This window comes from Nitrosomonas sp., from assembly GCF_020852615.1.
GTDB lineage: Bacteria > Pseudomonadota > Gammaproteobacteria > Burkholderiales > Nitrosomonadaceae > Nitrosomonas.
Genome location: NZ_JADZAJ010000024.1, coordinates 46734 through 66649 on the forward strand (window position 1 = coordinate 46734; position 19916 = coordinate 66649).

Sequence of the window (19916 nt, forward strand, 5' to 3'; positions counted from 1 at the left end):
TTATGAGCAGTATTGAACGAATGCAGGTTGTGCAGATAAATAACACCCCTTTTACTTTTTAGAGAGAATAAATGCTTAAAACAACTCCTTTAAACGCCGCTCACCGGGCCATGAATGCCAAGATGGTAGATTTTGGCGGCTGGGATATGCCTTTGCATTATGGTTCACAGCTGGATGAACACCATATTGTCAGGCGTGATGCCGGCATGTTTGACGTATCTCATATGCTGGCAGTTGATATGCGCGGTGAGAATGTGCGCCAGTTTCTGCGTGGATTAGTAGCCAATAATGTCGATAAGCTGACTGTTCCGGGCAAGGCGCTCTACACCTGCATGCTGAATCCTGCCGGCGGAATTATTGATGACCTGATCATTTATTTTCTGTCTGAATCCTGGTTCCGTCTGGTGGTAAACGCCGGTACGGCAGATAAGGATATCGACTGGATTACCTCACAAGCTCACCAGCTTGCACCCGATCTGACCATTACCCCGCGTCGTGATCTTGCCATGATCGCCGTACAGGGGCCTAATGCTCGCGCAAAAGTGTGGGCTGTTATCCCTGGTTCTCAGGTAGTTACAGAAAATCTGAAACCATTCCAATCAGTAGAACTTGGTGATTATTTCATCGCGCGTACCGGTTACACCGGTGAGGATGGTTTTGAAATTACGTTACCTGCCGGTCAGGCTGCTGATTTCTGGCAGAAGCTGCATGCTGCAGGTGTTGCTCCAGCCGGACTGGGTGCACGTGATACCCTGCGTCTGGAGGCGGGGATGAATCTCTATGGGCAGGACATGAGTGAAACTGTTGGCCCGCTTGAATCAGGGCTTGCATGGACGGTAGACCTTAAAAGTGAGCGTGACTTTATCGGTAAACAGGCATTGCAGGCGCAACCGGTCAGTCAGCAGCTGGCCGGCCTGGTACTGCTGGATAAAGGGGTGTTACGCAGCCATCAGAAAGTGATTGCCCGACAGGGGGAGGGGGAAATTACCAGCGGCGGATTTTCTCCAACCATGAATCAGTCAATCGCGCTGGCGCGTATTCCAGTCGGGGTGGCTGCGGGTGATCAGGTTCACGTTGTCGTACGGGATAAGCAGCTTGCTGCAAAAGTTGTTAAATATCCCTTTGTGCGTAACGGCCAGGTACTGGTTTGAGGTTTGATTTTTTGCTGAAGTCACAACGAATTCAGCGTGATTATTTTTTAAATATTAAGTTTGGGGAGTACAGATAAATGAGCGTTCCAGCAGAACTGAAATATACAGAATCGCATGAGTGGGTCAGATTGGAGGCAGACGGCAGTGTAACAGTGGGTATTACTCAGCACGCCCAGGAATTGCTGGGGGATATGGTGTTTGTTCAATTGCCGGATGTGGGACGTACACTGGCTCAGCGTGAAGATTGTGCCGTGGTGGAATCTGTCAAGGCAGCATCTGATATTTATGCTCCGGTTGGTGGTGAAGTCATTGCAGCCAATACTGATGTGGAATCTTCTCCGGAAAAAATAAACGAGGATTGCTATGCGGCGTGGTTGTTCAGACTTAAGCCGGCCAGTGCTGATGAAATCGGTGGTTTGCTTGATGCCGGTGGTTATCAGAAGTTACTGGATAGCGAAGCACACTAAGGGTGCTGGCGGTATCGCTGCAACTATCACTTTTATAGTTTTTCTGGATAAATTATAGCCAATCATGCCATTTATTCCCCATACAGAAGAAGATGTCGCCGAGATGCTTGCCAGCATTGGCGCTAAATCTATTGATGAATTATTCGATGAAATTCCTGCTGAACTCAAGACGGGAAAATTGACTCGGGTACCACCCGGTTTGAGTGAAATGGAAATTTCACGCCTCATGCACGAACGAGCACAGCAAGATGGGTTTTATCTCAGCTTTATTGGTGCGGGGGCCTATGAACACCATATTCCGGCAGCCGTCTGGCAGATAACAACCCGGGGCGAGTTCTATTCTTCCTACACGCCTTATCAGGCGGAAGCCAGTCAGGGTACATTGCAGTTGCTGTATGAATACCAGACCATGATGGCCTCACTGACAGGTATGGATGTTTCCAACGCCAGTCTGTATGACGGTGCATCAGCATTGGCTGAAGCCGCTCTGATGGCAGTGCGTCAGCACAAGACTTCCAGGCGCATTCTGATTCCTCAGACAGTGCACCCGATTTATCGCAGGGTGGCACGCACCATTGTCAGGAATCAGGCGATTGAAGTGGTTGAGGTGCCATATGATCCGGCCACCGGGCAGGTAGCTATGGATAAACTTGACCAGTTTGCACGGGAAGAATTTGCGGCGCTGGTGATTCCACAACCCAATTTTTTTGGTGTGCTCGAGCAGGTTGACGCACTGACAGACTGGGCGCACGACAAGCAGTCCCTGGCGATCGCGGTGGTTAATCCAACTTCACTTGCCATGCTCAAACCACCTGGAGAATGGGGGCACCGGGGAGCAGATATTGCAATCGGAGAGGGTCAGCCTTTAGGAATCCCGCTTTCCAGTGGCGGGCCATACTTTGGATTCATGGCCTGCAAGCAGGAGCTCGTGCGGCAAATGCCCGGGCGTATTATCGGGCGAACTACTGATCTGGAAGGGAAAGAGGGGTTTGCGCTGACATTGCAGGCGAGGGAGCAACATATCCGTCGTTCGAAAGCAACTTCCAATATCTGTACCAATCAGGGACTGATGGTAACAGCGGCTACAATCTATATGTCATTGCTGGGACCAGAGGGTTTGTACCGGGTTGCCGCACAATCTCATGCAAATACACTGTCTCTGATCGAACAGCTGGAAAAATTACCTGGTGTGAAAAAAGCGTTTAACAGTCCATTCTTCCATGAAGCGGTGCTCCAGCTGTCTGTGCCGGCTGATAAAGTTCTGAATAAACTCAAAGCACAAGGTGTGCTTGGAGGGGTGTTGCTTGAGAATTACTACCCGGACTTGAAAAATACACTGCTGGTTTGTGCTACTGAAACCAAAACAGCCGAGGATCTGGACAAATACACTGAAATGCTGCAGGAGGCGCTGACTGGTGTCTGAAATCAGATCAGGCTGGAGTAGCGTTATATTACTGTACTGAATAAATTCATCCATATAAGATAAAACATGCTGATATTCGAACATTCCCGTAAGAATCGTCTGAATTATTCTCAGGCACCGGCAACCCGGCCTGCCAAAAACAATATCCCGGATAATCTGAAGCGCAAAACCGTTCCCTTATTGCCTGAAGTTTCTGAAATGGATACGGTGCGCCACTATACCCGTCTGTCCCAGAAAAACTTCTCGATAGATACGGAGTTTTACCCGCTTGGCTCCTGCACCATGAAATATAACCCGCGTGCCTGTAACTCTCTGGCCATGCTGCCGCAATTCCTGTCACGTCATCCGCTGGCTCCTGAAGATACGGGGCAGGGTTTTCTGGCCTGTATGTATGAACTGCAGGAAATATTAAAAGATGTCACGGGTATGTCGGCGGTCAGCCTGACATCGATGGCGGGTGCGCAGGGTGAACTGATTGGTATTACGATGATTCGTGCCTACCACGAAGCTCACGGAGACACCGGGCGTACTGAGATCATTATCCCGGATGCTGCGCACGGTACCAATCCCGCTACCGCCGTCATGTGTGGCTATAAGGTCATTGAAATCCCGACCAATCGCGATGGTGATGTGGACATGGAAGCCCTGAAAGCAGCAGTTGGCCCCAGAACGGCGGGTTTGATGCTGACCAACCCTTCCACTCTGGGGGTGTTTGAGAAAAAAGTGGCGGAAATGAGCCGGATCGTGCACGAAGCGGGGGGGCTGCTGTATTACGATGGCGCCAACCTTAATGCCGTACTGGGTAAAGTGAAGCCGGGTGATATGGGATTTGATGTGATTCATATGAATCTGCATAAAACTTTCTCGACGCCTCATGGAGGTGGTGGGCCTGGTGCAGCACCCGTCGGTGTGGCTGAGCGCCTGCTGCCTTATTTGCCGATACCAATTGTGGCATACGAACAGGGCACCTATCGCTGGTTGACGGAGAAGGATCGTCCTCAGACTATCGGGCGTTTATCTGCCCACATGGGAAATGCCGGGGTATTACTGCGTGCCTATATCTACGTCAGGCTGCTGGGGGCAGGGGGGATGCTCCGTATTTCCGAGTATGCAACGCTCAATGCCAACTATCTGATGGCAGAGTTGCGCAAACTGGGTTTTGAGATTGCCTATCCCAACCGGCGCGCCAGTCATGAATTCATCGTCACTATGAAGGAAATCAAGGACAAGACCGGAGTGAGTGCAATGCATCTGGCCAAGCGCCTGCTTGATAAGGGTTTTCATGCACCAACCGTCTATTTTCCGTTACTGGTGCCGGAATGTTTACTGATTGAGCCGGCTGAAACTGAATCCAAGGAAACACTGGATCACTTCGTTGCTGCAATGAAGGAGATTCTGGATGAGATTGCTGCACAGCCGGATATGGTCAAGGCTGCTCCACACGATATGCCGCTGCGCAAGATTGATGATGTCAAAGCTGCCCGTGAACTTGATCTGGTCTGGAATCCGGCAGGCTGATCCAATATCTGCACAATAATCCTGGACTGATATGCATACGCTAATCTGCGGCTCCATTGCTTACGATACCATCATGGTGTTTGAAGATCGCTTCAAACGCCATATTCTCCCGGAAAAAATTCACGTTCTGAATGTCGCATTTCTGGTGCCGGAAATGCGACGGGAATTTGGCGGTTGTGCGGCAAATATTGCCTACAACCTGAAGATGCTGGATGGTAAGCCATTGATAATGGCAACCGTTGGGGATGATTTTCAGCCCTACACCTACAGACTGGAGAAGCTCGGGTTAGCTCAGACTCATATCCGTCAGGTACCGGGCACCTTTACGGCACAGGCATTTATTACTACTGACCTGGATGACAACCAGATCACGGCTTTTCATCCGGGCGCAATGAATTTTTCACACCAGAATAATGTGAAGGATGCTACCGGCATCAGCCTTGGTATTGTTGCCCCGGACGGCCGGGAAGGAATGCTTGCGCATGCGCGTGAATTTCATGAAGCCGGCATTCCTTTTATATTTGATCCCGGCCAGGGATTACCCATGTTCAATGGAGATGAGCTGATCGATTTCATTGAAAAAGCTGATTATGTGGCAGTCAATGACTATGAAGCACAGCTGCTGCAGTCGGTCACAGGGTATACACTGAGCAAACTGGCCACACTGGTTGAGGCACTGATTGAGACCAAAGGTGCGGAAGGTTCAGTCATTTATGCTCAGGGAAAGCAATTTCAGATTCCTGCTGTGCGTCCGCAGAAAGTGACTGATCCAACCGGTTGCGGGGATGCCTACCGCGCCGGAATACTTTATGGTATTGCCCAGAATATGGATTGGCAAGCTACCGGCCAGCTTGCGTCGCTGATGGGAACACTCAAGATTGCTCACCGGGGGGGCCAAAATCATCAGTATCAGCGTGAAGAGATTGGTCAGCATTACTTTGAAGCTTTTGGCAGCCATATTTTCTAGTCTGATCCAGTCTGAATTAGTGCCTGGCAACGGATAGAGGATAGTTCCAGGCGACGTTCGCAAACTATCACACAATGCCAGGCAGGTATCTGTCCTGAAGAGTGCACATAGTGCATGGAACAGATCCGCTCAACCTGATTTTTTCAGAATAATCGTTTTTTACTGACCATGGCTGTAACTGGCGTTGCCAGGCTAACCACCAGAGCTGTCCGGTTCATCAGGCTGATCCTGCATATTACTTCCGGGTTGCTGCAGTCGTTCGTTCTCCCGTATATCAGTGCAACCCGCCAGAATCGGATGGCCAGTAACTGGGCGCGGAAATTTCTTCGAATTCTCAATATAAAGCTGTCGTTGAGCGGCACCTTACCCGTCTGCGACCGGCAAGGTGCCATTCTGGTTGCAAATCATATTTCATGGCTGGATATCGTGGCTATTCTGGCCGTATACCCGGTACGTTTCGTCGCTAAAGCAGAAATCAGCACCTGGCCCGTACTGGGGAGGTTGTGCAGGAATGCCGGAACCCTGTTTATTGAACGGGAAAAACGCAACGATACATTGCGTATCAACCAGCAAATAGCTGGTGTTTTAAAGAGCGGACATTCAGTGGTGATATTTCCCGAAGGTACAACCGGCGATGGGGATGTGCTGCGGCATTTTCATGCCTCTTTACTGCAGCCTGCTGTTACAACCCGGACGCTGCTTTATCCGGTTGCTATCCGATACAGCAGTTGTGATGGTTCACGGAATTCGAGTGTTGCTTACGTCAGTGTAACGATGCTGCAATCCCTGATACAGATACTGGCGGAACCGGAGATTCGGGTGGAACTGATTTTCAAAGAGCCTGTTTCCGGTGCTGACAGAAATCGCCGTGAACTTGCACGACTGGCAGAAAAGGCGATTGCACGGACGTTATCGCTTAATATCAGGCACATGGCACCTGAAATACCTTCCGATCTTCCAGTCGAACGGATGTAAGATGCCCCCGCCAGACGCAGCCCGTATCCAGAGCAATCAGATTGGGAGTCAGATATAACCCCAGCGCAGACCAGTGCCCGAATACAATGGTTGTGTTCCTGCTGGCACGCCGGGGGATTTCAAACCAGGGCAGTAAACCATTTGGAATAGCGGATACCCCTTCTTTACAGGCAAAATTCATTCTGCCTTCCGGTGTGCAGACACGCATGCGGGTCATGGCATTGATGATGACGCGCCAGCGATCCTCTCCACGCAGGGCATTGTGCCAGCAATCAGGTTCGTTGCCATACATTGAACGGGAAAAGGTTTGGAACTGGCCACTGCGAATAATTGTTTCCACTTCCAGCGCCAAGTCTACCGCCTGTTCAGTATCCCAGTCAGGTAGCAGGCCGGCGTGAACCAGTGCATAGCCATCTTCGTGATAAAACAATCGCTGCTGTTTTAGCCATTCAAGCAGATCCTTGCTGTCGGGAGCCTCCAGAACTGATTGCAGGGTATCACCACGACGCTGACTGGCAGAGCCTGCTGCAATGGCTAAAAGGTGAAGATCGTGATTACCCAGTACCACTGTAGCGGCATCGCCCAGTTCCATCAGGGTGCGCAGTAATGAGAGAGAATCCGGCCCGCGGTTAACGATGTCACCCACCAGCCATAACCTGTCACGGGTGGGATTGAAACCGGTTAGATCAAGCAGTTCAAGAAAGTGCCGGTGGCAGCCTTGCAGGTCACCGATTGCATAGGTTGCCATTGTGAAAATCAGCGCAGGCCCAACACATCCTGCATGTCGAACAGCCCGGATTTTTTGGCGGCAAGAAAACGGGCGGCATGCAATGCGCCTGCAGCAAAGGTTTTACGGCTGCTGGCTTTGTGGGTAATTTCCAGGCGCTCGCCCACCCCAGCGAATAATGCTGTGTGATCACCCACAATATCTCCGCCACGAATGGTCGAGAATCCGATCGTATCCGGGGAGCGTTCACCGGTATTGCCTTCACGCCCGTAAATCGCAACCTTGCTTAGGTCCTTGCCTTGGGCCTGTGCAATCACCTCACCCATGCGCAGTGCTGTGCCGGAGGGGGCATCTACCTTATGGCGGTGATGTGCTTCGATGATTTCAATATCGTAACCCTCAGGCAATGCTTTTGTCGCAATCTCGAGTAATCTGAACAGCAGGTTTACGCCCACACTCATGTTGGGAGCGAGCACGATGGCGATATCTCTGGATGCCTCATGGATGATTTCTTTTTCTTCTGATGAGAACCCGGTTGTGCCGATGACCATTCTGACACCTAATTTACGGCATGCTGCCAGATGTGACAGGGTGCCGGCCGGGCGCGTGAAGTCAATCAGCACATCGCTGCCGGCCAGTGCAGAGGCATAGTTGCTGCTGATCGCCACGCCCGGGGGAGTTCCGGTTAAATTGCCAATATCTTGCGACAGGTAAGGATTGTCAGGTTGTTCCAGTGCGGCAGATAATCGCAAATCATTTGCTTCAGCAATGGTTTCCAGAATTGTCCGGCCCATGCGACCGGTACTGCCGGCAACAGCGATGTTTAATGATGTCATTGATTATCCTTGTAGAGATTTGTTTTATTTTCCCTGAGAAAATCTACAGTTCCTTTTTTATCAGCTTCCTCGTTCATATTGCTGCCAGCCTCAGGAATAAATCCGAATGATTCTTCGGAAGCGGGAGCAGGTGGAGAAGATTCAGTAAAAGCCGGGGGTAGCGGAAAATCACCCTGAATATGTGATAAACGGTCATCTCTGAAAAAAACGGTCAGTTTTTTTTCCTCTGCCAATCGTCCGCCTGGCGCTGTGCGATAAATGTAATCCCACCGGTCTGCATGAAATACATCTATCACCAGAGGTGTACCCAATGTAAACCGTACCTGGGAGCGCGTCATTCCCGGTTTTAGCCTGGCCACCATTTCATCCGTTACAAAATTTCCCTGCCGGATGTCGATTTTATAGGGTAATGAGGGGAGATAAGTGCAGTATGTCAGAGGAAGAAGCAGTAATAGCAGTAACAGTCGTAGGAGAAATGCGTGCATACCAGGTCAATATTTTTCAATCTGTCCGGGATAGGATACTATGAGCGATCAGCTACCCGGTTCAAGGTAAAATGTAAACAAAAAATGACTGTAATACGTATTATCGTGGCGAATTACGGGATTTTATTGCAGTAATGTGACGTGTTGTGCAGCAGGCCCGAATCGGGTGAATTGTCTCACAGATACAGCAAATATTTCTGGGTAAATAATTTATGAGCAAGTCGGAAAATTTGAGAAACATTGATCTTAAAACAATGGGGTTGAAGACAACCCTTCCACGTCTGAAAATATTGAACCTGTTTGAAAACAGTGCCATCCGGCATCTTTCGGCAGAAGATGTGTATAAGGAGTTGCTGAGCGGAGGGGAGGATATTGGTCTGGCAACGGTATATCGTGTGTTGACTCAGTTTGAACAGGCCGGTCTGCTGGAACGCCATCATTTTGAAAGTGGCAAGGCAGTGTTTGAACTGGCCAGCGATAACCACCATGATCATCTGGTATGTCTGCAGTGTGGCCGGGTGGAAGAATTCTACGATCCTGAAATCGAGAAACGACAGGCGAAGGTGGCCAGGGAACGCGGATTTGTGCTGCAGGAGCACTCTTTGTCACTGTATGCGGACTGTACCAAGGAAAATTGCCCTCATCGCAAATAACCGGCTGTATTATTAGGTTAATGCAGCTGCTTATTATCTTCCGGCCACTGATATGCAACAAACGATCAAAAATATACGCGGCATACTGATTTACACGGTGATTGTCCTGCTGGTTTCCGTGGCGTATTACATCTATGCCTATACTGCGCAGACGATTCCGGAAGAGCACAAAACTTTTCTCACCAAAATCGGCAAAAAACTGGGGGAGGCAGGCATGTGGCTGCTGATCTTCATCTATTGCCGCACCCTGCTCAAGCTGATACTGGGCCAGGGAAAACTGGCGCAACGCCTGCTGCCGGATTATGTCTCTCCTGTTGGATCTTCAGCACTGAATCAACTGCTGGCCTGGCTGAACCGGACACATATTTATTTTGGAATTGCCGCGGTAGCAGTAATTTTGCTGCATATATTCATGATGGATTTCTCGCGCTACAGCCATATTCTTTTCTTTCCCGCCCTGTTGGGCCTGGTAATCTGGCAGGGTGTTTTCGGATTATTTCTCACGCTGCGTTTTTCGACTGCAGAACTCAAGAAATTTTCTTATCTGGTACACGCCCAGTTTGTTACCGGTATTGCCATCGGAATCTTTGCCTGGCTTGGTCATGTGCTGATTGACGACTGATAACTGGTTTCCCGGCGTTGTATCAGAGCCGGATTAGTATCAACAGATTGAATGGAAATTCTCCCCGTATCTCCTATCGCATTAAAAAGAGTTCCTGATGAAAATGCTGTTCTGCGGGAAAACCGTGTGCAGCAAAATCTTTCTTTAATACTTCACCAAATCCGGCAGGCCCGCAAAACCAGATACTTGCCTCGCGCCATTCGGGAATTTCCGCCCGGATACGTTCACCGGTCAGATAGCCGTCACGAGCATCAATCAGCACATGCAGCCGGACATTTGAAGATCGGGCATCTTCCGCCAGTTTATTGAGCGCCTTCTCATCAATATCTGCGGTACTGTGAAACAGATCATATTGCTGGTTCTCGGGCCGGGTCTGTTTCTCTCCGGATAACGCCAGTTGCTTCATACGTGCGATGAAAGGCGTGATGCCGATACCGCCGCCGACCCAGATCTGACGGCGACAAGTATCACTAAACGTGAAACAGCCATAAGGCCCTTCGATCCTGACAGGTTGCCCCGGCTGAAGTTTTTCGTGCAGTTGGGAAGTGTGATCACCCAGCGCTTTGGTAATAAAAGTAATTCTGGAATTTTCCGCCTGCCAGCCGGATGCAATCGTGTAAGGGTGAGCACCTTCGGCAGCATCCGTCGTGGCAAAAAGAAACTGCCCTGGTTTGTGGCCGGGCCAGCCGGTTACTTCAGTTTCAATTTCCAGCGCTTTTACCCCCGGGAAATAATGCAGAGAGGTAATTTTTCCCTGCACTTGCCGTTTTGCACCGACCTTGCGCAGCAGCACCACAATGGCAGCCCAAATGCCGAAAACAAGTAATACGGCTACCAGTCCACCGACAGGAGAGAGCCAGTAGCTGTGTTTCAGGAGTATAACTGTGTGAAATACCAGTACGAGATAACACACTGCCAGCAGACGGTGCGTTTTGTAGAACAGGTGGTAAGGAAAACGCCTGATCAGTGCCAGTGCGATCAGCACAACAGTCACGCAGAAAATCCATTTACCGGCTTCTTCGGCAAGACAATGCCGGATCGAGAAGAGGGTTGCGAAATCGTTCCCGAAACCGGCCCCTTCGTTACAGCCAGAATGCGCCGCCCATCCCCGGTTGTGCCCGAAACCGCGAACAGATTGCTCCAGCCAGCCCCAATCCATGGCCAGCTTTGTTCCTCCTGCCCACAGCCAGTGGAGAGTGGCTGTCACCAGAACCGAGATTCCAAGCCATTTATGTAAACGGTACATCTTGTCGAGACCGCCCAGCCAGGCTTCCGGACGGTGCAGGCGCAGCGCGAGTACCATGGCCGCACTCATGCTGCTGATGGTGACAATACCTGTCAACTGCACCATCAGCTTGCGCAAGCTGAAAAAAGTCGCTGATTGCAATGCGGCGGGTTCGGCAATCAGCCACAGGAGTACAGGAATAACAAGTATTCCCCAGAAAATCTGTTTGAGACGATGCATAGCTGTCCTTAACCTGACGGATTGTCAGTCACTTCGCCCTTCACCTGCTTCCTCATGAGTCACGCCATCGCGGATATGGTAGATACGCTTGAAGGTTGGAATAATTTTTTCATCATGTGTCACAACGATAACAGCGGTTTCAAATCGCCGGGCCATTGTGTTAAGTATGCGGATTACCGCCAGGGTACGTTGTGAATCCAGCGGGGCAGTGGGTTCGTCAGCCAGAATGACAGGAGGACGGTTGACCAGCCCCCGTGCAATGGCCACGCGCTGTTGCTCGCCACCGGACAGTTGTGCCGGCATGGCACGGGCGCGATGCTGTACATCCAGTGCAGTGAGTAATTCCATGGCATGTTTACGTGCTTCATCGTCACTCATACCGGCCAGCATTGGCAAAAGTGCAACATTGTCAGTCGCATCCAGGAATGGAATCAGGTAGGGTGCCTGGAATACGAAACCAATTTTGTCACGACGTAACGCGCGCAGATCATGCTGTTTCCAGCCGTCGTCAAAGATAATTTCATCATCCAGAACCACGCGTCCGGAGGTGGGATCGATCACCGCACCGAGGCATTTAAGCAGCGTACTCTTGCCTGAACCGGATGGGCCAATCAGTCCGACTACTTCGCCAGGGGCGACCTGCATATTGATATTTTTGAGTGCGAGTACAGCAGTATCGCCTTTACCGAAGTGCTTACTCAAATTTTCGATGCGAATTCCTCTATTGCTCATGTCAGGTTTATCCGATTGCTTCTGCCGGGTCGATCTTGAGTGCCATGCGGATGGCAACGATACTGGAAAGGATGCAAATGGCCAGTACGGCCAGGAATCCCAGTATGGAGTCAACCGGTATCAGCAGCACATATTTGGGAAACAGAGGGGCAGCGAAGGTGGCTGAAATTTTGCCGACGACAAACCCGATCACCCCCAGTATCAGAGATTGCTGCAGAATCATGCCGGCGATGGTGCGATTACGTGTACCGATCAGCTTGAGTACAGCGATCTCACGGATTTTGTCCATGGTCAGGGTATAGATGATGAAGGCCACGATAGCCGCACTGACGATGGCCAGGATGATCAGAAACAGGCCGATCTGCTCGGCGGAGGTGGCAATCAGCTTACCGACCAGAATAGCTTCCATTTGTGCCCGGTTATACACCGTTAACCGTTTCCAGCGCCGAATGGATTCAGCGACCTCCTCCAGTGCGAATCCGGGATAGATGCGCACCAGTATCGCGTTGACGTAGTTGTTGGCGGTTTGCAAAGCGATCACTGCCTCCGGCAAATCCGGTTTTCCGGGAAGAGAAAATGCCGGATCAGTCCTGATGCGGCGTCTTTGCATCAGAATGGCATCATTATCCTTGAGGAATTGTGCTTCCTGTGCGTCCTTGAGTGAAATGAAAACCATCGGATCACCACTGGATGAGACCATCCGGCGAGTCAGGCCAACTACAGTGTAGTGGTTGCGGCGGATTTTCAGGCGATCACCCGGCCTGAAGCCGGTGGCAATATCTGCCACAGCCTCGTAATGGCCGCGTGTAATCTGTCTGCCGGCAACAAGATGAGGTGGCCACCCCGGTGTTCCGGGGCCGCCTGCTGCGATACCCGCCACCATTACCCTGACATCTTCATCCTTTTTTCTGACTTGCATGGTCAGATACGTGACATTGGCTGCCTGTGCCACACCGGGAATGGTACGGATGCTGCGCCATAAATCATCGGGGAGACTGGAAGGCTCGGCATAGGGGCCAAGGGTATTCTGCTGTACCACCCACAGATCGGCACCGCTGGTATCGATCAAAATCCTGCCATCATCCACCAGGCCGCGATAGACACCTGCCATGGTCAGGGTTACACCAATGAGAAGTCCGAGGCCGATACCGGTAAAAATGAACTTGCCCCAATTATGCAGAATATCGCGTGCTGCCAGGTTAATCATGGCGCCACACCGGGAATCTGTTTTTCTATGCGGATCCGGCTCAAGGCAGTGAGCATTTTTTCACTGTGGACGATCAGTTGATCGCCGACCTCCAGCCCGTGTCTGATCTGGATATGGCCATCGAGATCAGTCTGTCCCGGTTCTATCCTGGCGAACTCAGGTTTGCCATCGACCAGCTTCCAGACACCAGGCACCCCGTCCCTGATGTGAATGGCCGCATTGGGAATGGCTGGTGCAGCGGGCAATTCCGGCAGGTAGACTGTCACTTCGGCCAGTTCGCCTACCGGCGGCAACGGTGAGGGTGGCATGGTAAAAATGATCTTTGCCAGGGTTTCTTCTGTGACCGTGTCAGCCAGTGGCTCAACCCGCAGCACGTGCCCGGCAATACTTTGTGTTTGCTGCGAACGCAGTATAAATTGGGCGGGCAATCCCGGAGCCAATCCCTGGGCGTTAATCTGATCGAAGCGGGTATCAATCCACAGGTGTGCAGTATCAATGACTTCAACCGCCGGCTGGCCTGTTACCAGTGTCGTACCGGGATCCACCGCCCGTCTGGTTACCAGACCTGTTACAGGTGTGACCAGCCTGAGGTCGCCGCGCTGTGTGTGTAACGCCTGTAAATCAGCGTGTGCACGGCCAAGGTTCTCGCGTGCCGCCACAGTTGCTGCTTTGGTGACTGCCAGTTCTTCCCGTTTGATGGCAACACTTTCTTCGCTGGTGCCGCGGGCGGGTAACAGCTTTTCATAGCGTTTCAGCTGCGCTTGCGCATGGTGTTGTCTGGCTTGTGCCTGATGCAAATCAGCTTCAGCACTTTTGATGGCGGCTTCCTGTGCGCGGATGCGGTCGTCCAGATCAACCGGGTCCATCTCGCCCAGCGTTTGCCCTGCCTGAACCATATCTCCCACATCTGCATTCAGATGCTTAACACGCCCCGCCAGAACCGGCCCGATCTTGTAGGTGTAGCGTGCCTGTACTGTTCCAATCCCGGACAGGGCAGGGATGATGCTTCTTGATTTTACTGTGGTGACTGTGACCGCAACAGGAGCCAGCGGCCCGGATTGCAGGGCGATATATACAAACAGGGTCAGGAGTAATGTGATGACTGTGAGCAATGCCAGCGTGCGCCGCTGCAGAGGTGGAAATTTCATGATACCTTCCGGATACCGCGGCAATAGATGGCAAAAACACCCGGAGCATCACGGCGGATGTGTGCAACTTCACCCGCCAGCATGGATTGCATGACAAGCCCCTGGATTGTTCCGATAAACAGCATGGTTGCAGCTTCGCTGTCCAGGAAAGGTGATAATTCACCACAGGCTTTGCCGTTTTCAATGAGCCGCTGCAAACGTTCTCCGTACCGCCTGATCAGAAGCTGTACAAGCTGTTTGGCCGGCGTTGCTTCCGCGCGCTGCAGTTCGCCAAACATCATCCTTGGAACTCCGGGATAGTCCGCCACGAATTCAATATGACTCATGAACATGGCTTCCATGGCGGCTAGCGGTGATGTAATGCCCTGAACGGAATGATCAATCCGCTGCAGCAGATGTTCGACTACCCATTTCATGACGGCTTCCCAGATGGCTTCCTTGTTTGGAAAGTGCCGGAACAATGCCCCCTGCGTCAGGTTCATGTGTCTGGCGATGGCTGCAGTGGTAATTTCACTGGGATTTTGCGAGCTTGCCAGCTCAACAACAGCCTCTACGGTGACTTCTCGTCGTTCATCGGCTGAGAGATATTTGGAATGAGGATCCATAAACAGGCAACCTTATAAAAGATAGTAATTAATTACTATCTTAAATTGAAGTGTGAAAAAGTCAACCGGCTTTTGAACTGCTTCTTTTGATTACCCGGATCATCCGGGGTTGCTGCGACAATTTGTCACATTCCTTTCCTCTGCTGAAACCGGCAAAATCCGTGTTCGATTACACACCAGAACAGGAGATTCGGAAGGGTTATGAAATATTGCATTACTCCATTCGTATCAGCGATAGCTGCAGCTTTATCTTTCTTTGCTGTGCAACAGGCATTGGCACAGACCACCTTGAATGAGGTGGTAGTTAAAACCGGCAAGATTCGTGACGCGGCCGCGCCTGAGGAGATCGGATCAGCCGAAATTGCTGCCCAGCATGCCATTACCCGTGATACCGCTTCTCTGTTGCGGGATGTGCCGGGAGTGCATCTTTATGGAGCGGGAGGGGTTTCCAGTCTGCCGGTAATTCATGGTCTGGCGGATGATCGCCTGCGTATCACGGTTGATGGCATGGATTTTATTTCTTCCTGTGCCAATCATATGAATCCGCCGCTGTCCTATCTTGACCCGGGTAATGTTGCGAAAATAAAGGTATATGCCGGCATCTCGCCAGTCAGTGTGGGGGGAGACAGCATTGGCGGTACGATTGTTGCGGAAACGGCTGCACCACAATTTGCTGCACCCGGCCAGCGCTCACTGATCAAAGGTGAAGTCGGCTCTTTCTACCGCAGCAACAACAATGCCATTGGCGGGAATCTGTCTGCAACACTGGCCAATGAATTTTTCAGCATCAATTATTCAGGGGCGATTACCACGGCGGATAACTACAAAGCCGGCGGCAATTTCAAAACAACTACCGCAACCGGGCGGCCCGGGCATACGCTTCCGCTGGACGAAGTGGGTTCCACTGCCTATAAAAGTCTGACACATACCGTGGGTATTGCGCTGCGGGCGGACAATCATCTGCTGGAAGCAAAGCTGGGGTACCAGAATGTACCGTACCAGTTTTATCCCAATCAGCGTATGGATATGCTGGATAACGAACAGAAGCGGATAAACGTGCGCTATCTTGGCCAGTACAACTGGGGAACGCTTGATAGTCGTGTTTACTATGAGGCAGTCGATCACTACATGAACTTTGGTGATGACAAACAGCTTGTCTACGGTACGGCGGTCAATGGTATGCCGATGTACAGCCGCGGCCGCACACTGGGTTTCAATCTGAAGAGTGATGTTGAACTGACTCGTGATGATCTGTTGCGTGTCGGAGCACTCTACCAGCATTACACACTGGATGATTTCTGGCCGGCATCAGGTACCGGTGGCATGTCGCCGCTGACCTTTCAGAATATCAATGACGGCAAGCGTGACCGGCTGGGTTTCTTTGCTGAGTGGGAAAGACATTTTGGCCCACAGTGGACCACACTGCTGGGCGCGCGGTATGAACATCTGGAAACGGATGCGGGCAATGTTCACGGTTACGGCAACATGATGGGTAACCAGATCCCTGATACCAGGTCCTTCAATACCCGTGGCCATAAACGCAAAGATGACAATGTTGATCTGACAGCACTGGCGCGTTACACACCGAATAATATGCTTGATCTTGAGCTGGGTCTGGCTCGCAAGGTACGCACGCCCAATCTTTACGAACGCTATACCTGGTCTACCTGGGGCATGGCTGCCATCATGAATAATTTTGTTGGTGATGGTAACGGTTACGTTGGCAACATGGATCTGAAACCGGAGAAGGCTTATACCGCCTCCTTTACTGTTGACCTGCATGCAGCTGAACGTGAATGGGAAGTGAAAGCCACACCTTACTTCACTTATGTGGATGACTACGTGGATGCAATCCGGATTCCCGGAGCAACCACGAACAGTCAGTTCGTTGTCCTGCAATATGCCAATCACTCCGCACATCTTTATGGAGTGGATCTTTCCGGTCGTGCCGTGCTGGCAAAAACCGGTCTGGGTGAGTTTGGTGTGCGTGGCCTGATGAACTATACCCGTGGGGAAAACAAGAAAACGGGGGATGATCTGTACAACATCATGCCACTTAACGGTAAGTTAACGTTCACCCATCAGTACGGCGGCTGGAGCAATGCCATTGAACTGGTTGGCGTTGCCCGCAAAAGTGATGTTTCCTCGGTACGTAATGAAATCAATACAGGAAGCTATTTCCTGACACATTTGCGCACCAGCTATACATGGAAGAATGTCCGTGTCGATCTGGGTGTGGAGAATCTGTTTGACCGTCTCTATGCTTTACCGCTTGGAGGAGCCTATACCGGGCAGGGAACGACCATGGGTATCAACGGTATTCCTTACGGGATTGCTGTCCCCGGAATGGGGCGTTCCGTTTATGCGGGGCTGAACATCAAGTTCTGATAATTATCAGGTCAGGTTAATGGCGCTGTAGCGAAAACGGGTTTCGGATAAGCGGTTTATCTGAAACCCGTTCGTATATCAGAGGTTGCGAAGCTCCATTTCAAGTGCCTCGATATTGCGTTCGTGTGCAGCTGCCTGATTGCGCAACTGCAGTATATCGAAGTGATCTGACGCAAAATACGGGTGACTGGGTGAATATTTCTTCGTTTTTTGTTGTGTCAGACTGATCGTTTTCATTGCATCTTCCAGCAGCCTGGTTTCATTAACGAGCTCTTGTGCAAGTATTTGCCGACGCTTGCTGTCTCGCTGGTCCTGCTGAAATTTACTGACTTTGGGATATTCCCCGGTTGTGGCGATGGTAATCGATCCAGTGCGGGAATGGTGTTTGTATGATGAGGCTGTTGAACCGGATGAACCGGATTTAAGTGGCTGAATTTGTCTGATGCCCCTGGCGGGATCATTGGTGAAAATAACCCGGCCGTGATTGTCTACCAGTTTGTGGATGTCAGCAGCAATGCTGATAATGGGAAATCCGAGCGACAGGATTCCAGTCAGCAGGATGGTACAGCGAGCTCTTTTCATGGATAATCCCCCATTTACTAAATTGAACAATCTCAAACCGGATTCCGCGTTTCACAATCCGTTGTGAGAAACGCAAAACCCGATTTGGAGCAGGCCAGATTTTAAGCCAGGTTACAAGGGGGTGATCTGTGAATAAACGCTGATAAAAGCGGGTTTTTTACAGGCTGTAGTACAAAGCAAATTCGACGGGGTGCGTTGTAGTACGCAACAGTGCCGCTTCTTCTGATTTAAGCCTGATAAAACCGTCAATCATGTCATTGGAAAATACATTGCCACGAATCAGGAATTCGCGGTCACGATCCAGATTTTCCAGTGCCTCTTCCAGTGATGCACTGGTGTTGGGCACCATCGATGCTTCTTCTGGCGGTAAATCGTAAAGATTCTTATCCATGGGATCGCCAGGGTGAATTTTGTTTTGAATACCATCCAATCCGGCCATTAGCAGGGCTGTAAAAGTAAGATAAGGGTTGGCACTGGGGTCCGGAAAACGGATTTCGATACGGCGCTGTTTGGGGCTGCTGGCGTAGGGGATGCGAACTGCAGCTGACCGGTTGCTGGCAGAGTAGGCGATATTGACGGGGGCTTCATAACCGGCTACCAGTCGTTTATATGAATTGGTGCCGGGGTTGGCAAAGGCATTTAATGCTTTGGCGTGCCGGATAATGCCGCCAATATAATACAGTGCAATTTCTGACATGCCCGCATAACCGTTACCGGCAAACAGGTTTTTGCCATCTTTCCAGATGGATTGATGGACGTGCATACCGGAGCCGTTGTCACCAACGATCGGCTTGGGCATGAACGTTGCCGTTTTGCCATAGGAGACAGCAATATTATGAATAACGTATTTCATCAGCTGGTTCCAGTCAGCGCGCTTTACCAGGCTGCTGAACCGGGTGCCAATCTCGCATTGTCCGGCATTGGCCACTTCATGGTGGTGTACCTCAACCGGGATCCCCAGTTCATCAAGCACCATGCACATGGCAGAACGGATGTCATGCAGGGAATCCACCGGCGGTACCGGCATGTAGCCTCCCTTGACAGCAGGCCGGTAACCGTTATTGCTTCCTTCATAACGTTTCCTGGAGCTCCAGGCCGCTTCGGCTGATTCAATTTTGACAAAACAGCCGGACATATCAGTATGCCAGCGGACTGAATCGAAAATGAAAAATTCCAGCTCCGGGCCAAAATAGGCAATATCGCCGATACCGGTGGATTTCAGATAAGTTTCACCTCGCCTGGCCAGTGAGCGCGGGTCCCGGTTGTACCCCTGGCCGTCTGCGGGGTCAACAACATCACAGGTCAGCAGCAGCGTGGTTTCTTCCATAAACGGATCCAGTGCGGCAGTGTCAGGATCAGGCATCAGCAACATGTCAGATGCGTGAATATTTTTCCAGCCGGCAATCGATGAACCATCAAACGCATGGCCATCCTCAAATTTATCGGCATCGAAAGTATGTGCAGGAATCGTGACATGATGTTCTTTGCCGTTGGTATCGGTAAAGCGCAGATCAACGAACTTGACTTCATGATCCTGAATCATTTTTAACACATCAGCTGTCACGGTTTTTTCTCCAGAAAGGGGTTTCGTTTACTTGGGAGGATGCTTGTGGAACGGTTAGAACGAGTGTATGGGTGCGAAGGTTGATATTGTACCGTCGGGCCGGCTGTGAATAAATAGGCCAATCGTTTTATTTCAGGCAAAAAACTGTGGTTTATCCTTGTTTTAACAATGGATCATTGCGTACCGCCTGCAATAAATCCGCCATGTCATCCGGCAGAGGGGAATCCCACTGCATAATTTTCCTGTCGTGGGGGTGCATCAGCTCAAGCTGCCTGGCATGCAGCGCCTGCCTTGGCAGCTGTGCGATTATGCGGGCTGCTGACGGGTCAGGAGAAGGTTTGCCGTACACCGGATCTCCCGCGAGCGGGTAGCCAATGGACATCAGGTGAACGCGTATCTGG

General features: G+C 51.0%; 19 protein-coding genes and 1 pseudogene. 9 read left to right on the forward strand and 11 right to left on the reverse strand.

The window, feature by feature from the left end; genetic code table 11:
- Nucleotides 1–71: 71 nt before the first annotated feature.
- The 6 genes from gcvT (at nucleotide 72) to IT527_RS05955 (ending at nucleotide 6501) form a co-directional block, all read left to right on the forward strand.
- Nucleotides 72–1151, forward strand: coding sequence for a glycine cleavage system aminomethyltransferase GcvT (gcvT, locus tag IT527_RS05930; RefSeq protein WP_292967610.1), 1080 nt, complete (start codon nucleotides 72–74; stop codon nucleotides 1149–1151).
- Nucleotides 1152–1228: 77 nt separating this feature from the next.
- Complete coding sequence (gene gcvH / locus IT527_RS05935) at nucleotides 1229–1618, forward strand: glycine cleavage system protein GcvH (protein ID WP_292967611.1); 390 nt, start codon at nucleotides 1229–1231, stop codon at nucleotides 1616–1618.
- 64 nt (nucleotides 1619–1682) lie between these two features.
- Nucleotides 1683–3041: an aminomethyl-transferring glycine dehydrogenase subunit GcvPA gene (gene gcvPA / locus IT527_RS05940; protein ID WP_292967612.1), complete on the forward strand. Its 1359-nt coding sequence runs from the start codon at nucleotides 1683–1685 to the stop codon at nucleotides 3039–3041.
- A 66-nt stretch (nucleotides 3042–3107) separates the two neighbouring features.
- Nucleotides 3108–4559 (forward strand): aminomethyl-transferring glycine dehydrogenase subunit GcvPB, encoded by a 1452-nt coding sequence (gcvPB, locus tag IT527_RS05945; protein WP_292967613.1) that lies wholly within the window; start codon nucleotides 3108–3110, stop codon nucleotides 4557–4559.
- A gap of 31 nt (nucleotides 4560–4590) precedes the next feature.
- The gene (locus tag IT527_RS05950; RefSeq protein WP_292967614.1) at nucleotides 4591–5526 is read left to right on the forward strand and encodes a carbohydrate kinase family protein; all 936 of its coding nucleotides are present in this window, start codon (nucleotides 4591–4593) and stop codon (nucleotides 5524–5526) included.
- A gap of 168 nt (nucleotides 5527–5694) precedes the next feature.
- A complete protein-coding gene (locus IT527_RS05955) occupies nucleotides 5695–6501 on the forward strand; it encodes a lysophospholipid acyltransferase family protein (protein ID WP_292967615.1) in 807 nt (268 codons plus the stop codon).
- On the opposite strand, the gene IT527_RS05960 is transcribed toward IT527_RS05955, so the two are convergent.
- The 3 genes from IT527_RS05960 to IT527_RS05970 are packed head-to-tail and all read right to left on the reverse strand — an operon-like array spanning nucleotide 6449 to nucleotide 8549.
- The gene (locus tag IT527_RS05960; RefSeq protein WP_292967616.1) at nucleotides 6449–7249 is read right to left on the reverse strand and encodes a symmetrical bis(5'-nucleosyl)-tetraphosphatase; all 801 of its coding nucleotides are present in this window, start codon (nucleotides 7247–7249) and stop codon (nucleotides 6449–6451) included. The two genes, IT527_RS05955 and IT527_RS05960, sit on opposite strands and share 53 nt — an antisense overlap.
- Nucleotides 7250–7257: 8 nt before the next feature.
- Nucleotides 7258–8064 carry a 4-hydroxy-tetrahydrodipicolinate reductase gene (gene dapB / locus IT527_RS05965; RefSeq protein ID WP_292967617.1) on the reverse strand — a complete coding sequence of 269 codons (807 nt, stop codon included), beginning with the start codon at nucleotides 8062–8064 and terminating at the stop codon, nucleotides 7258–7260.
- Nucleotides 8061–8549 (reverse strand): outer membrane protein assembly factor BamE, encoded by a 489-nt coding sequence (locus tag IT527_RS05970; RefSeq protein WP_292967618.1) that lies wholly within the window; start codon nucleotides 8547–8549, stop codon nucleotides 8061–8063. Before IT527_RS05970 ends, dapB begins: the two co-directional genes overlap by 4 nt.
- A gap of 212 nt (nucleotides 8550–8761) precedes the next feature.
- Here IT527_RS05970 and fur point away from each other — a divergent pair, with 212 nt between their 5' ends.
- Nucleotides 8762–9202 (forward strand): ferric iron uptake transcriptional regulator, encoded by a 441-nt coding sequence (gene fur / locus IT527_RS05975; protein WP_292967619.1) that lies wholly within the window; start codon nucleotides 8762–8764, stop codon nucleotides 9200–9202.
- A 52-nt stretch (nucleotides 9203–9254) separates the two neighbouring features.
- A complete protein-coding gene (locus IT527_RS05980; RefSeq protein WP_292967620.1) occupies nucleotides 9255–9824 on the forward strand; it encodes a hypothetical protein in 570 nt (189 codons plus the stop codon).
- A 73-nt stretch (nucleotides 9825–9897) separates the two neighbouring features.
- On the opposite strand, the gene IT527_RS05985 is transcribed toward IT527_RS05980, so the two are convergent.
- From IT527_RS05985 to IT527_RS06005, 5 genes are read right to left on the reverse strand one after another with little or no spacing between them, the layout of a single operon-like run.
- The gene (locus tag IT527_RS05985) at nucleotides 9898–11289 is read right to left on the reverse strand and encodes a ferric reductase-like transmembrane domain-containing protein (RefSeq protein WP_292967621.1); all 1392 of its coding nucleotides are present in this window, start codon (nucleotides 11287–11289) and stop codon (nucleotides 9898–9900) included.
- Nucleotides 11290–11313: 24 nt separating this feature from the next.
- A complete protein-coding gene (locus IT527_RS05990; protein WP_292967622.1) occupies nucleotides 11314–12021 on the reverse strand; it encodes an ABC transporter ATP-binding protein in 708 nt (235 codons plus the stop codon).
- 7 nt (nucleotides 12022–12028) lie between these two features.
- Complete coding sequence (locus tag IT527_RS05995) at nucleotides 12029–13228, reverse strand: ABC transporter permease (RefSeq protein ID WP_292967623.1); 1200 nt, start codon at nucleotides 13226–13228, stop codon at nucleotides 12029–12031.
- Nucleotides 13225–14376, reverse strand: a complete 1152-nt coding sequence (locus IT527_RS06000) for an efflux RND transporter periplasmic adaptor subunit (protein ID WP_292967624.1) — start codon at nucleotides 14374–14376, stop codon at nucleotides 13225–13227. The genes IT527_RS05995 and IT527_RS06000 overlap by 4 nt, the downstream gene beginning before the upstream one ends.
- Complete coding sequence (locus tag IT527_RS06005) at nucleotides 14373–14981, reverse strand: TetR/AcrR family transcriptional regulator (protein WP_292967625.1); 609 nt, start codon at nucleotides 14979–14981, stop codon at nucleotides 14373–14375. Before IT527_RS06005 ends, IT527_RS06000 begins: the two co-directional genes overlap by 4 nt.
- A gap of 201 nt (nucleotides 14982–15182) precedes the next feature.
- Here IT527_RS06005 and IT527_RS06010 point away from each other — a divergent pair, with 201 nt between their 5' ends.
- Complete coding sequence (locus IT527_RS06010) at nucleotides 15183–17369, forward strand: TonB-dependent receptor (RefSeq protein WP_292967626.1); 2187 nt, start codon at nucleotides 15183–15185, stop codon at nucleotides 17367–17369.
- Between the two features lie 78 nt (nucleotides 17370–17447).
- Here the strand turns inward: IT527_RS06010 and IT527_RS06015 are convergent, their stop codons facing one another.
- The 3 genes and pseudogenes from IT527_RS06015 to IT527_RS06025 form a co-directional block, all read right to left on the reverse strand.
- Nucleotides 17448–17951: a hypothetical protein gene (locus IT527_RS06015; protein WP_292967627.1), complete on the reverse strand. Its 504-nt coding sequence runs from the start codon at nucleotides 17949–17951 to the stop codon at nucleotides 17448–17450.
- A 157-nt stretch (nucleotides 17952–18108) separates the two neighbouring features.
- The gene (gene glnA, locus IT527_RS06020; RefSeq protein ID WP_292967628.1) at nucleotides 18109–19494 is read right to left on the reverse strand and encodes a type I glutamate--ammonia ligase; all 1386 of its coding nucleotides are present in this window, start codon (nucleotides 19492–19494) and stop codon (nucleotides 18109–18111) included.
- Nucleotides 19495–19666: 172 nt separating this feature from the next.
- A pseudogene (locus IT527_RS06025) lies at nucleotides 19667–19916 on the reverse strand (RNA pseudouridine synthase); the annotation flags it as partial.

Coding starts and splice junctions, on each gene's coding strand:
- gcvT (WP_292967610.1), top strand. CDS start 72: ATGCTTAAAACAACTCCTTTAAACGCCGCTCACCGGGCCATGAATGCC.
- IT527_RS06010 (WP_292967626.1), top strand. CDS start 15,183: ATGAAATATTGCATTACTCCATTCGTATCAGCGATAGCTGCAGCTTTA.
- IT527_RS05970 (WP_292967618.1), bottom strand. CDS start 8,549: ATGCACGCATTTCTCCTACGACTGTTACTGCTATTACTGCTTCTTCCT.
- IT527_RS06000 (WP_292967624.1), bottom strand. CDS start 14,376: ATGAAATTTCCACCTCTGCAGCGGCGCACGCTGGCATTGCTCACAGTC.
- gcvPA (WP_292967612.1), top strand. CDS start 1,683: ATGCCATTTATTCCCCATACAGAAGAAGATGTCGCCGAGATGCTTGCC.
- IT527_RS05960 (WP_292967616.1), bottom strand. CDS start 7,249: ATGGCAACCTATGCAATCGGTGACCTGCAAGGCTGCCACCGGCACTTT.
- gcvPB (WP_292967613.1), top strand. CDS start 3,108: ATGCTGATATTCGAACATTCCCGTAAGAATCGTCTGAATTATTCTCAG.
- IT527_RS06005 (WP_292967625.1), bottom strand. CDS start 14,981: ATGGATCCTCATTCCAAATATCTCTCAGCCGATGAACGACGAGAAGTC.
- IT527_RS05950 (WP_292967614.1), top strand. CDS start 4,591: ATGCATACGCTAATCTGCGGCTCCATTGCTTACGATACCATCATGGTG.
- IT527_RS06015 (WP_292967627.1), bottom strand. CDS start 17,951: ATGAAAAGAGCTCGCTGTACCATCCTGCTGACTGGAATCCTGTCGCTC.
- IT527_RS05985 (WP_292967621.1), bottom strand. CDS start 11,289: ATGCATCGTCTCAAACAGATTTTCTGGGGAATACTTGTTATTCCTGTA.
- IT527_RS05980 (WP_292967620.1), top strand. CDS start 9,255: ATGCAACAAACGATCAAAAATATACGCGGCATACTGATTTACACGGTG.
- dapB (WP_292967617.1), bottom strand. CDS start 8,064: ATGACATCATTAAACATCGCTGTTGCCGGCAGTACCGGTCGCATGGGC.
- IT527_RS05955 (WP_292967615.1), top strand. CDS start 5,695: ATGGCTGTAACTGGCGTTGCCAGGCTAACCACCAGAGCTGTCCGGTTC.
- IT527_RS05990 (WP_292967622.1), bottom strand. CDS start 12,021: ATGAGCAATAGAGGAATTCGCATCGAAAATTTGAGTAAGCACTTCGGT.
- glnA (WP_292967628.1), bottom strand. CDS start 19,494: ATGATTCAGGATCATGAAGTCAAGTTCGTTGATCTGCGCTTTACCGAT.
- fur (WP_292967619.1), top strand. CDS start 8,762: ATGAGCAAGTCGGAAAATTTGAGAAACATTGATCTTAAAACAATGGGG.
- IT527_RS05995 (WP_292967623.1), bottom strand. CDS start 13,228: ATGATTAACCTGGCAGCACGCGATATTCTGCATAATTGGGGCAAGTTC.
- gcvH (WP_292967611.1), top strand. CDS start 1,229: ATGAGCGTTCCAGCAGAACTGAAATATACAGAATCGCATGAGTGGGTC.